This is a genomic window from Sporomusa intestinalis (assembly GCF_055383785.1).
On record NZ_AP042390.1, the window covers coordinates 4,944,526 to 4,956,525 of the forward strand.

The window sequence follows — 12,000 nt, forward strand, 5'->3', positions numbered from 1 at the left end:
TTGCCATAAGTTTTCATTTGGTTACCCTGCTAATATTCTAAGGATGTTTCCGGACTCATCGAACTGCATGGGTCTCTCTGCTGCCAATAATTCTAAATTAGGTCTGACTAACACTTCTTGCAGCAGGCTTTCAGAGACCTCAATAACCTCAACCTCATTCGTATTGCGAATATGGACAACTCTGGCGTTTTCCGGCTTAGTAATGCCAATGCAGGTTAATGCGGCCCCGATACTTTCCTGTTCGGTAGCAAAATGTATAGGTAATTTCCCTTTTTCGGGAGACTGGGCTGTAATACAATTAAAATAAGTAGACCATAAATCCAGTTTATCCACCAGCTTTTTGGTTGTAAAGTCTGCCAGACCGATACCAGTAGCCATGCCATGACTTTCTACGGTGGTATCCAGTACAACAATTCGCTTTATGACCGGTGTCTCCGGTTCTTTCTGACCAAAAACCTGAATGCGGCCGATAACGTTGGCATCCATGCCGGAACCACTGATGTTTTTACCCATTTCCTCAACAATAAGAACATCGACTTCTTCGAAAGGTATCTTGCCCAGGCTCGACTTTGCCAGCTTTAACAGTTTTTTTTCCGCATCAATAATTTCATCAGGCAGCATAGCTTTGATATGCGCTGTTTGGTGATAATAGTTTTCTACCGTAGCGATGGCGAAGGCTACCGGTAACTGCTTTATGATATATGCACCCACCTCGGTAATCGTTTGTTCATAACCATAATCCAGCGAATACTGGTGTACGGCTAAAGCCCCTTGCGGATTTCCGAGCCCGATTGCGCAGATTTTATGGATACCGCTTTCGATCTCGCCCTCAAATTCAGTATGTTCCTTAACCCGGTTAAAAAGAATGAGTTTATCAAGTTGCCCTGATAGTGTTATATCATTAACATACACAGGTATTCCCTGCTTAGTCGTGCCTATGTGACTGGCTTTATCACCAGCAATGACCGGAACATGGATCGCTTCCGCCCTGATCCCCAGCGAATTTAGCATTTCAACCTGCCCGGCAGCAGTACCGCCGCCATGTGAGCCCATTGCCGGTAAAATAAAAGGTTCTCCGCCAACTTGCTTTACTGCTTCAATTATCACTTCCACGATAATTTTCAGGTTGGCTACACCACGGCTGCCAACAGTTATACCAACCTTTTCTCCAGGCTTAATCCGGTCAGCCACGTTGATCCGTTCTAATTCTTCTCTGACTGCACCTTTAATATCGTTAATGGCTGCTTGCGCTATAATTTGTTTTACCCTCGCCATTTTAGGAAACTTAACAGTTTCTGCGTACATAAATTTCCTCCTAGCAAATTACTCATTTTACAGGTGTTCCCTTTTATCGTACCACCGTAGACCCGGAGGAGAGTCAAGGAACCGTCCCTTGACTCTCGCAGGCGATAACTTTTGCTTTGTTTTATTATTTTGAATATTAAGAATATTATAGGCTGGTAGAATGAGCGCCGTTAGGTTTTGCTTCACTACGCTTAAGTGGGATATCCGGTTTAACAAATAGCCAAGCGATAATTCCAATTACTGCCGATAACGCGGTTAAGATTATAGCCGCCTGCCAACCATAATTAGTGGCTATCCAGGCTGTGAGCAGCGGGGCTATTACACCGCCAATATTCCCCCAGAAATTCATCCAGCCGGAGACAGAGCCCGAGAATTTCCCGCCAAGATCAATACAGGCTGACCAACTGGCCGGGAAGGCCAGGCCCAGCGACCCCAATGACAAAGTGAGCAAAAAAACATTCAGCGTCGGATTCGTGGCAATAGCCCCTAAATAGAGGAATAATGAACAAAGCACTAATCCGGTTATCCCCAGGTAAGACCTCGCTTTAGCTTTGGAAGCGCCTGTCGCCACCAACCGGTCGCTGAATGCACCGACCGAGAGGGTCACAATACACAACGCCGCCCACGGAAACGAGGCAGCAATACCCATTTTGGCCAGCGAAAAATTCTGAGCCTCCATAAGATATAAGGGCAGCCAGGCCAGATACACATACATGATATAGTCCACGATGAAATATTGAATCCCAATAGCCCAAAATTGCGTTGAAGTAATAAAGCTTTTCCACGGCGCAAGCTCTTTTTTATCCTCCTCGGCTGCATTGCGTCCTGCATCAATGTACTTTAATTCTGCGGCCGACACATAAGGACTTTCTTTCGGGGAGTTTTTGGCAAAGATCAGCCAGGCGACTGCGATAAGAATACCGGCCACACCAAAGATGACAAATACGGAACGCCAGCCAAAGGCCAGCATCAAAGCTACGGTTGCTGCAGGTCCAAATACGGGACCAACGAAAGCACCGCTAAGCATAATGGATGATGCTTTCCCCTTTTCCGCCGGATTAAACCAGCGGGCGATAAAAGTACTGAGCGCCGGATAAACGGGACCTTCACCTAATCCAAACGCCCCCCTGACAAGCACCCACTGGGAAAATGTGCTGGCTGCGGCAGTAAGAGCCGTAAACACAGACCACCAGGTAACAGCGGCCACAACAACGATCCGGTGACGAAAATACTCCGCCAGTATGCCGCCAGGCACTTGCATGGCAGCATATCCGATAAAAAAGACTGTTTGGAAAAAACCAATATCCATCTTGGTAAAATTAAATTCCCGCATAATTTCAGGTGTGGCAACCGATAGATTGACCCGGTCCATATAAGACATAAAGGTTATAAGGAACATTAATACCGCTAGTACCCATCTGAAATTTTTTTTCATTTTTTGGCCCCCTTTTTCCATTTCACACGAATGTAATGACAAATCCCCATCTTAGCTAAATTACCGTGTTCTGTGAAGGGACACTCCGCAATTAAACGCAGGTATCGTTACTACCTGCGGCGTTCTTTCACCGGCGTACCTACCTGGTGTGGCGCCGGAGGCGTAGCATAACAGATCTTCTTTACTTGTTAGGATATTTTGCTCGCCCACATTTTTTTCAAGTCATTTATTAGTCGGCTTTCCCTATCTGTCCTCCTTGTTATTTAATACCGGCACAGTATTTGCGGCAGTGGCCATTACCGTAATAGTGTAATCATCCCGCCCCAACTTCGCTTTGGCCAGCGCCAGGGCTTCGGCTGCAGTAGTCGCCGGAATCATACCTGCTTTGCTGATAAACCCGGCATTCTCCTGCTTGGTGACAATGATCAGCGATAATTGACGGGCTATATCTAATAATCTATAGGCCAGAAATCCGGGAATTGTGAAATTAGCCCTTAGCGCCATCTCATGCTCTAACATTGTTGGATATTTAAACCAGTCGCTAAACTCAGCCGGTTCCATAATATCGGGCAGTTCCAGGCAGCAAATAACGACTCCGCCTGGTTTGGCAGCCATATAAGCATTGTCAATTGTCTTTACACCCTGGTATAGGTTAATATCTTTCGGGAAGCCGCCGGCAGACGAGACTACCAAATCAGCCTGGGCAGTAATGGGAATACCATATATTTCATCCACCATTTTCGTTCCGGCCAGCCAGGCTTCGTACCAGTGCCCGGCAACAAACCGGGCAAACTTATTCTCCGGCGTAAACACGGCATTAAGTAAAAAGTCCGGCCTCGCTAAAGCAGCCTGCTCAATCATATCTTCATTCATTTCATTTTCCTCAAGCTTACCGGCAATACAGTTTGGGTTCAGCCCCTTACCAACTTCTTTATGCATGCAAAACAGATGATTGCCTTGGATGGTCTTAAAGCCGCTGATCCCTGGTAATATTGCTTTGCGCCCGCCACCGAAGCCAGCCATTAGGTGGTGAACAATGCCACCAGTCAAAATCAGCTTGTCGGCCTCGGCCACTCGCTTATTAATGTAACAATCGATGCCGCTTTTGGTCTTGCCGGTATACACCAGTTCCGCCTGCTTGTGGCAGTCGTGGTTGTAGACAGCAACCCGATGACATACCTTTTCCCCGCAAAGTATGACAAACTCTGCTTGCGTATTCAACCGGTGGGCACCAGGAGCAATGATAATAAATATGCTCTGATCAGGAATGCCGGCGTCATTCAATTCATCAAGCAAGACCGGGAGGAATTGATTAAAGTTAACCCAGGCCCGGGTAATATCGCTGACAACCACGGCAACCTTATCACCAGGTTTAACAACCGCCTTAAGCGGCGGGGTGCCGATCGGATTGCGAAGCGCCGCGCGTACCGCCGCCGGCACGTCGACAATGGCCGGGCAAGGGTTGCCCAAAACATTGTTGATAATTTTTTCAGCTGGCAGGCTTACCTGCAGCTTGCTATTTCCATAACCAAACTCAAATACTGTTTCCGCCATAAAAAATACCTCCTACTTAATATTGACTAATCCCTACTCACCACAGGAGTTACTAATACCCATCTTTCCTTTGTTGGCTTAACACCTGCCGGCTGCCGCGCGTCGTTTATGGTACTCAAATATCGCCCCTCCCAATTATAAAGTTTTGCGCCTTGGAAAAAATCTAAAAACCTCCTCTCTCATTCCTGGTTTTGTGGAAACTAAAAGAGCATTGCGGCTCAAGGCTTACCTTGAGCCGTTTTTATTTTTCCACCAGCAAAACCTTGAATAATAACTAGTACCTCACCTTTCTTAAAATCGAGGGAATAGTTTGCGTAGATTTTCTCGCAATGCAAGGCGGAGGACGCTAACTGATTCAGTAAGATCTGCTTTAATAAGGCCGGTAGGTAATAGGTCTCTTATTACTTGCGCGGGCCGCGCATATCGGACATATATAAGGCGACGACAACGCAGCAGTGCGGGAAAAGATGCGCAAACTATCCTTGGTTTTAAGGGAGATGAGGTACTAGGTAGAGTGCCAACGTTTTGTTGGGGAACAAATCAAAAACAGAGGAATATATTAGGCGCTGACTATTCTTAATATTCAATTAATTGAAGAGATAATGCTTTGCCGATTCTCACTGCGTTTGCTTGATCTGCATCACAAAATCGTAGCCCCGGTTAAGGGCTTCCTGGTTGGCAGGCACCATGCCGGGCTTCGCGGCAAACTTCTTGGCAAAGGCATTCATCAGCGATTCTTTCTCCACCACAGCTGTGGCCGCCAACAAGGCACCTAAAGCTACCATATTAATCATTTTTACACTACCTAGCTCACTGGCGATTTCATTAATAGGTACAAGATAAGCCTTGACATCATTGCGCTGTGCCGGTTTGTTAACCAGTGAACTGTTGATTATCAGCGCGCCCTTTGGCTTGATTGTCGCCTCAAATTTGTCCAATGAGGGCAAATTCATGATTACTGCCGCCGTTGGCTTGGTGACAATGGGCGCACCTACAGATGACTCGGCGATAATGACCGAGCAATTGGCGGTTCCACCCCGCATTTCCGGACCATAAGACGGCATCCAGGATACATTCTTATTCTCCAGCATTCCCGCATAGGTTAAAAGCTGGCCCATGACCATAACCCCTTGCCCGCCAAAGCCTGACATAATAATTTCGTGTCTCATTATTTCACCTCCTCAATATTTTTATAGACGCCGAGAGGGAATTGCGGCAGCATATTTTCTTTCAGCCATTTTTTTGCCTCTACCGGAGACTTACCCCAGTTTGTGGGACAAGTGGCCACTACTTCTACCAATGCAAAACCTTCGCCGCGAATTTGCACTTCAAAAGCGGTTTTAATTGCTTTTTTGGCTTTAGTCATATTAGCCGGATCATTAACGGAAACACGGGCAATATACTTGGCCCCGTCCAAGGTGGCCAGTAACTCGGACAAACGAATCGGCGAGCCTGCTGATGAAAGCTGGCGGCCATAGGGAGAGGTGGCGGTTATTTGATTTACTAGCGTTGTCGGCGCCATTTGACCACCAGTCATTCCATAAATAGCATTATTTACAAATATCGTCGTTATCTTTTCGCCACGGGCAGCGGCATGCACGACTTCGGCCATACCAATCGCCGCAATATCGCCATCTCCCTGATAAGTAAATACTACACTTTCCGGATGCACCCGTTTTATGCCGGTAGCAACTGCCGGCGCACGACCGTGAGCTGCCTGCTGCGAATCTATGTTAAAATATTGATCTGCCAATACCGAGCAGCCTACAGGCACAACACCGATCGTTTTTTTCTGTATCCCTAATTCATCAATCACTTCTGCCACCAAACGATGAATTATGCCATGCTGGCAACCGGGGCAGTAGTGTGAGGACACATCTACCAGCGATTGCGGTCTAGCAAACAACTTTGCGGCCATTGCTATTTGCCCCCTTTTATTGCAAATATTTTTACTATCTGGTCGAAAACATCCTGCGGGCTCATCATCATGCCGCCGGTGCGGCCATAGAAGTGAACTGGCTTAGAACATTTGATTGCCAGATTAACATCTTCTACCATTTGTCCGGCACTGAGCTCTAGCGTTAAAGCAGCGGCGGCCTGCTCAACCGCCTTCGCCAAAGCCGCTTTCGGGAAAGGCCACAGCGTAATAGGCCGGAACAAACCTACCTTATAGCCTTTTTCTCTCGCTAATTCCATGGCGGAATACGCAATCCGCGATGATATTCCGTAAGCTACCAGCACCAGCTCGGCATCGGCAGTGAAGGTCTCTTCCCAACGCACTTCCCGTTCCTGCAGTAATGCATATTTTTTCTGCAGTGTGTTGTTGACCTCTTCCAGTTTCTCAGGGTTAAGACGAAGTGTATCTATCTGGTTAGGTTGCTCACGCTCCCCCATGCCGGTTGTAGCCCACGGCTTCTTCACCGGAATTACCGGCAGATCATGAAAGTCGACAGGTTCCATCATTTGACCAAGAGCACCGTCGCCTAAAATCATGACCGGATTACGGTATTGATCCGCAATGTTAAAGGCGTGCACGGTTAGTTCCGCCATTTCCTGTACACTATTGGGCGCCACCACGATACAGTGGTAATCACCATGACCGCCGCCTTTGGTTGCCTGAAAATAATCGGCCTGCCCCGGCTGAATACCGCCTAGTCCGGGACCACCCCGCATAATGTTGACAATTACACAGGGCAATTCACCGGCAGCAATGTAGGAGATCCCTTCTTGTTTGAGACTCACTCCCGGGCTGGATGAGGAAGTCATAACCCTGGCACCGGCACCGGCAGCGCCATAGACCATATTGATTGCCGCAATTTCACTTTCCGCCTGCAAAAATACCCCTTGGACTTGAGGTAACCGTTTGGCCATATATTCGATTAACTCTGACTGCGGTGTGATAGGATAGCCAAAATAATACCGGCAGCCGGCGATGACAGCAGCTTCACCGATCGCTTCGTTACCTTTCATCAATACTTTTTCCGACATTTTCCACTCCCCCTTTTATTCGTAAACTTCAATTACTACATCGGGACAAGCCCTTGCACACAGAGCACACCCGACACATTCTGAATCAGCGGGACAAGTAGCAGGATGGTAGCCTTTGGCATTAAAATCCGCCGACATAACAATAATGTTTTTGGGGCACGCATCGAAGCACAACTCGCAGCCCTTACACCTTTCCTCGCGAAAAACTGGTTTTGGCATCCTTCATTCCTCCTTAGGTTTTAATATTATCGGCAACATTTGGCAATGTGACCTCACAGCCTTATACATCCGGCACCTGATTATAGATGTTTATTGCTCTGCCGCCAGATTCCCAATTGTTCAGCTCCCTTGATTAAATCCTCCCGAAACTCCGGGTGGGCAATATTGATAATACGCTCAGCCCGTTCCCAGGTAGAACGTCCTGCCAAATCAGCCACGCCCCATTCAGTCACAAGATAATGCGCCTGGGTGCGGGGATTGGTAACCACTGAGCTTAGGGGTAGATGCTTCAATACTCTTGATGTCATTTGTCCAGTCCGTTTGTCTGTGAAGGTGGACGTAAAACAAATGAAGCTTTTCCCGCCCTGTGAAAGATAGCCGCCAGTCAGAAAATCAAGCTGTCCCCCGGTGCCGCTAAGCTGACGGCTACCGGCTGTCTCGGCTGTCACCTGGCCCAAAATATCGACTTCAACACAATTATTAATTGTCACAAGCTTATCGTTTTTGGCCATAATATGCGGGTCATTGGCGTAATCAATTGGTACCGAGATCAGGGATGGATTGTCATTAGTCCACTCGTATAAATCCTTACTCCCGGCGCAGAAGGAAAATACGCTTTTTCCTTTGTTAATATTTTTTAGGGTATTGGTTATTTTTCCAGCTCGCGTCATGGTCATATAAGCATCAACTAACATCTCCGTATGCATACCTAAATTTTTTAAATCTGACTCGGCAATCATCGTCCCCACCACATTCGGCAAGGCGCCAACACCCAATTGAATGGTAGACCCATCTTTTATTTCCCGCATGATAAATTGCGCAATCTTCTTATCGGTATCAGAAACCTGCACTGGATTAATAACTGGCAGTTCAGGATTATCGCCTTCAACAATGTAATCTATCTCGCGGATATGAATGCAATCTTCCTGTCCGCCAGTTATAACGGGAAGTTGTTTGTTAATCTCCAGGATAACTATTTTTGCTTGTTCAGCAATGGCTTTAGATGCGGAATTGGTAAGGGAAAAATTGAAATATCCATCTGAGCTCATCGGTGGAACAGTAAACATCGCCACATCCACTTCCAGACTTTTACGATAAAACAGCGGCATATTCCGATAAATCATAGGTATATAATTACATAGTCCCCGGTCACTTAACTGTCGCTCATAGCCACTAAAGTGCCAACTGTTATAACAAAAATGCTCTCTGTCGGGATCAATCTCAACGACTTCTAACGGAGTTAATCTCATACCGCCTCTAATTTTTACTTCCCGCAGTTCGTTTTTGCGGGCTGCCAAAGCCTTATCCAAGAGAACAGGCTGAGACAAAACAAAGTTATAATCAACCCAGTCTCCCGATTTAATAACCTTGACAGCTTTGTCTGCAGAAACTAATTTAGATCGATATTCCTGCAATAAATTCATCAAATCTCCTCCACTAAAATACTTACTGCTGATAAAGTTCCTAATGAAATTACAGAGCTATTAATAAGTGCATCTTCAAAAACTATTCGCAAACAGCTTTGTTGTGCTTAGAATGGCAAACCAGTTATGTAATTTATATTTTTAATATTTTGAATTTTTTAAAAAGTTTTTTAGAGAGAAATGGTAGGACTGGTATGACAAGTTAAGCACAAGGCTCTTTATATCTAACTAAAAAGATTTATATCATAACTGGTATTACTGGTATGACAAGTGGTTGTTAATAACGTGCTGAATCAACCCCTAAAGTAACCTGAACCTCCTTCCCGCTGCCATCATTAATTCTACTCATTATTAAAAATTTTTTCACCCGAGAAATTCCCGAACCATTCTGTTACTTCTGCCAAATGCGCTTGCATCAGTTTTTCAGCAGCCTCCGGATCACGGTTTTTAAGCGCATTAAGTAACTCCCCGTGGGCTGTAAAGACTCGCTGGGGAGTCCCTGGCCGCTCATAAAACAGGGGAACAAAGCCAGCAAACAGGTTAAGTAAAGGCCACATCATAATGACAAGCACCGGATTACCGGTGGCTTCTGCCAGACGACTATGAAACCTTTTGTCAGCTTGCAGATATTTTTCGGGAAAATCTAAAAATTTGACCATATCACGGCAATCTTGCTCCAGCTTAACAATTTGCGCTTCAGTGACATTAAGACTGGCTATTTTGGCAACCTCGGGTTCAATAATTGCCCTGGCCTGCATTAGGTTGCCTAATGTAATTGATCCATCGCTCATTAAGCGCTGCACAGGCTCAATGACGGTCCGCAGCCCTGGTTTTCTAATATAGGCGCCTTTACCCTGAACCATGGTTATTAACCCTTGTGATTCAACGACTCTTAGCGCCTCCCGCAATATCGAACGACTTACACCGAGTTGTTCTCCGAGTTCACGTTCTGAAGGCAACTTATCACCTGCACTCAGAATCCCACTATCAATAAATGTACGTAAACGCTCTACAGTAACATCAAAAATATTACCACGCAACAGGCCTTCTCTGTCGTGGAACAGGTGATTAGTACCCATTAAATCGCCCTTTCACAATTATCCTGTATTACTGGTATGACAGGATATTTCATATCAAATAGAGTAATTTTTCTGTGTTTTCAGTTTAATCCACCAAACCCGCTGTGTCAATCTTTTTTTGTTAAAAATACCGGCCTGCCCCGGGAAAAAACGGACGCCAAAATGTTCATAGCCCCCGGTAAAGACCAGCGGTCTGCTGGCTAACACACTGCCGATTACTTGCGCATAGGGTTTTGAATAATCGCAGCGAAATACAACATCGACCACGATCTCATAAACAAAAAACGAAGGTTAAGAAATCCGGCTCATGGTGCCGGGTTTTTCAGCCTTCGTTTTATTTACGACTGCCCAAATGGTTACTTTGTGTTTGACATGTTCTATCTGTAATTTAGATATTACTGCATCTGAGGCCAAATTAATTGTAAAAAACGAACTAATTTTGAAGCTTTTAAACATCCCGTCTGCCGGCCTCTTTCCGCCCCCTCTTGCTAACCCTTCGCACTGGCAGCCCCCGGAAACTGCCTGAATGCCCGCTGACAATACATTGTGTACAGCAGCAGACTGACAGTTGTTGCCGCCAGCATACCCTGCGCACCGCTCAGCTCATATACCCAGCCCAGGCAGGCGGGACCGATGCCGTTGCCGAGAAATAAACAAAAGGCGAACAGGGACATGCAGGTTGACCGCGCTTCAGGCAACAGTTCTGTTGCATAGGTCTGCAGCGTGGTGTGCAGGACAATAAAGCCCAGTCCCAGCAATAAGAAGCCGGCCAGCAACGCCCCCCAGTGAGGTATCAGCCATATCAGGCCAAACGCGCAGGTGAGCAGCGTGGACCCAATTACCGGCATGTTCTGCTGACCAACCTGCCTGATAATCGCACTGATGAAATGACTGCCGCTGAAGGCGGCAAGGCTAAACCCGGCCGTCAGCAAGCCGACGGCAAAGTAATCCAGCCCCAGCACCTTGTTGCCGTAGACCCCCAGATATGTAAAACCGCCAAACAGCAAAATGCCTTCCAGGCCTACTGCCAGATAAACAATCCGGGAGCGGCGGCTGGCAAAAATGCGCTTATACCGTTCTGTCAGCGGAATTTGTTCTTTAGGGGCGGCAGATGCAGTCCGCGCCTGGTGCCGGAAAAAGGCGCCGCCAGCCACCATGCCGGCGATGCCAATGGATAAAAAAATAAACTTCCAGCTAAAAAAGTGGGCCAGCATGGAGCCAAGCACAATGCCCAGCGCCTGGCCGGACATAGAGAGCGACATAAAAAAGGAAATGGCCCGGGGACGCTCCTCAAAGCTGAAGCTGTCGCCAATCTGCGCCAGGGAAACCGGTATAATGCCGGCGGCAAAAGTACCGCTGATAATGCGCAGCAGCAACAGCGAAGTAAAGCTGTCAGCATAGCTGCACGCCAGTTCAGCAAGCGAAAACAAAAAAAGGGCAACCAGAATCGTCTGTAATTTGCCAAACCGCTCGGCAACAGGGCCGTAGACCAGCTGCAATAGGCCATAAGGTATAGCAAAAGCCGAAACCAGTAAACCTGCCGCTGCTTCTTTAATCAGCAAATCGTCGGCAATGGCCGGCAGGACCGGCGCAATGGCCCGGCTGTCGGCATTGACCAAAAAACCGCCAATGCCAAGTATCCATAGTAACTTCATAACACCCCTCCATGATATGAGCGCCGGCAGGCCGCGGCCCAGCCGGCCTGTACAAAGACCTGCCGCTTATTTACCAGGCGGCAGGTCTTGGGCGCGCTGGCCGTTACCCGGGATTTTTCTGAAGCAGATAATACACATTCACACAGACGACAAACAGGTTGGCCAAAATTACAGGCACCGCCTGAATGGCAATGCCATAGACGACAAAAAGCACAGCGCCAATCAGATTGACAAACCGCAGTTTGGTGATCGACTTCATTACAAATGAAACGGCGACCATGGCCGAGGCCAGATACCCCAGCCATTCCACGAAATTAATGGTTTCCATTGCTTATCCGGTC

At 47.0% G+C, this 12,000-nt stretch carries 12 protein-coding genes; all 12 read right to left on the reverse strand.

Annotated features, from left to right (window positions below):
• Positions 1–21: 21 nt before the first annotated feature.
• The 12 genes from ACZ481_RS23030 to ACZ481_RS23085 all read right to left on the reverse strand — a co-directional run bounded on the left by ACZ481_RS23030 (position 22) and on the right by ACZ481_RS23085 (position 11,987).
• Positions 22–1,305, reverse strand: coding sequence for a nickel pincer cofactor-dependent isomerase, group 22 (locus ACZ481_RS23030; protein WP_464767674.1), 1,284 nt, complete (start codon positions 1,303–1,305; stop codon positions 22–24).
• 145 nt (positions 1,306–1,450) lie between these two features.
• A complete protein-coding gene (locus ACZ481_RS23035; protein ID WP_464767675.1) occupies positions 1,451–2,740 on the reverse strand; it encodes an MFS transporter in 1,290 nt (429 codons plus the stop codon).
• A 243-nt stretch (positions 2,741–2,983) separates the two neighbouring features.
• Complete coding sequence (gene larAH10 / locus ACZ481_RS23040) at positions 2,984–4,294, reverse strand: NPN-dependent 2-hydroxyacid racemase, LarAH10 family (protein WP_464767676.1); 1,311 nt, start codon at positions 4,292–4,294, stop codon at positions 2,984–2,986.
• A 617-nt stretch (positions 4,295–4,911) separates the two neighbouring features.
• Complete coding sequence (locus ACZ481_RS23045; protein WP_464767677.1) at positions 4,912–5,463, reverse strand: 2-oxoacid:acceptor oxidoreductase family protein; 552 nt, start codon at positions 5,461–5,463, stop codon at positions 4,912–4,914.
• Positions 5,463–6,212, reverse strand: a complete 750-nt coding sequence (locus ACZ481_RS23050; RefSeq protein ID WP_464767678.1) for a thiamine pyrophosphate-dependent enzyme — start codon at positions 6,210–6,212, stop codon at positions 5,463–5,465. Before ACZ481_RS23050 ends, ACZ481_RS23045 begins: the two co-directional genes overlap by 1 nt.
• 2 nt (positions 6,213–6,214) lie before the next feature.
• Complete coding sequence (locus tag ACZ481_RS23055; protein ID WP_464767679.1) at positions 6,215–7,282, reverse strand: 3-methyl-2-oxobutanoate dehydrogenase subunit VorB; 1,068 nt, start codon at positions 7,280–7,282, stop codon at positions 6,215–6,217.
• 15 nt (positions 7,283–7,297) lie between these two features.
• Positions 7,298–7,501: a 4Fe-4S dicluster domain-containing protein gene (locus ACZ481_RS23060; protein ID WP_464767680.1), complete on the reverse strand. Its 204-nt coding sequence runs from the start codon at positions 7,499–7,501 to the stop codon at positions 7,298–7,300.
• An 80-nt stretch (positions 7,502–7,581) separates the two neighbouring features.
• Positions 7,582–8,925 (reverse strand): acetyl-CoA hydrolase/transferase family protein, encoded by a 1,344-nt coding sequence (locus ACZ481_RS23065; protein WP_464767681.1) that lies wholly within the window; start codon positions 8,923–8,925, stop codon positions 7,582–7,584.
• 341 nt (positions 8,926–9,266) lie between these two features.
• A complete protein-coding gene (locus ACZ481_RS23070; RefSeq protein ID WP_464767682.1) occupies positions 9,267–10,004 on the reverse strand; it encodes a FadR/GntR family transcriptional regulator in 738 nt (245 codons plus the stop codon).
• A gap of 54 nt (positions 10,005–10,058) precedes the next feature.
• Positions 10,059–10,271, reverse strand: coding sequence for a hypothetical protein (locus ACZ481_RS23075; RefSeq protein ID WP_464767683.1), 213 nt, complete (start codon positions 10,269–10,271; stop codon positions 10,059–10,061).
• Positions 10,272–10,492: 221 nt separating this feature from the next.
• Positions 10,493–11,659: an MFS transporter gene (locus ACZ481_RS23080; protein WP_464767684.1), complete on the reverse strand. Its 1,167-nt coding sequence runs from the start codon at positions 11,657–11,659 to the stop codon at positions 10,493–10,495.
• Positions 11,660–11,762: 103 nt separating this feature from the next.
• Positions 11,763–11,987, reverse strand: a complete 225-nt coding sequence (locus tag ACZ481_RS23085) for a YgjV family protein (RefSeq protein ID WP_464767685.1) — start codon at positions 11,985–11,987, stop codon at positions 11,763–11,765.
• Between the last annotated feature and the right edge of the window lie 13 nt (positions 11,988–12,000).

Excerpts from the sequence above, each read along its gene's own strand:
- ACZ481_RS23030 (WP_464767674.1), bottom strand. The coding sequence starts at position 1,305 with ATGTACGCAGAAACTGTTAAGTTTCCTAAAATGGCGAGGGTAAAACAA.
- ACZ481_RS23035 (WP_464767675.1), bottom strand. The coding sequence starts at position 2,740 with ATGAAAAAAAATTTCAGATGGGTACTAGCGGTATTAATGTTCCTTATA.
- larAH10 (WP_464767676.1), bottom strand. The coding sequence starts at position 4,294 with ATGGCGGAAACAGTATTTGAGTTTGGTTATGGAAATAGCAAGCTGCAG.
- ACZ481_RS23045 (WP_464767677.1), bottom strand. The coding sequence starts at position 5,463 with ATGAGACACGAAATTATTATGTCAGGCTTTGGCGGGCAAGGGGTTATG.
- ACZ481_RS23050 (WP_464767678.1), bottom strand. The coding sequence starts at position 6,212 with ATGGCCGCAAAGTTGTTTGCTAGACCGCAATCGCTGGTAGATGTGTCC.
- ACZ481_RS23055 (WP_464767679.1), bottom strand. The coding sequence starts at position 7,282 with ATGTCGGAAAAAGTATTGATGAAAGGTAACGAAGCGATCGGTGAAGCT.
- ACZ481_RS23060 (WP_464767680.1), bottom strand. The coding sequence starts at position 7,501 with ATGCCAAAACCAGTTTTTCGCGAGGAAAGGTGTAAGGGCTGCGAGTTG.
- ACZ481_RS23065 (WP_464767681.1), bottom strand. The coding sequence starts at position 8,925 with ATGAATTTATTGCAGGAATATCGATCTAAATTAGTTTCTGCAGACAAA.
- ACZ481_RS23070 (WP_464767682.1), bottom strand. The coding sequence starts at position 10,004 with ATGGGTACTAATCACCTGTTCCACGACAGAGAAGGCCTGTTGCGTGGT.
- ACZ481_RS23080 (WP_464767684.1), bottom strand. The coding sequence starts at position 11,659 with ATGAAGTTACTATGGATACTTGGCATTGGCGGTTTTTTGGTCAATGCC.
- ACZ481_RS23085 (WP_464767685.1), bottom strand. The coding sequence starts at position 11,987 with ATGGAAACCATTAATTTCGTGGAATGGCTGGGGTATCTGGCCTCGGCC.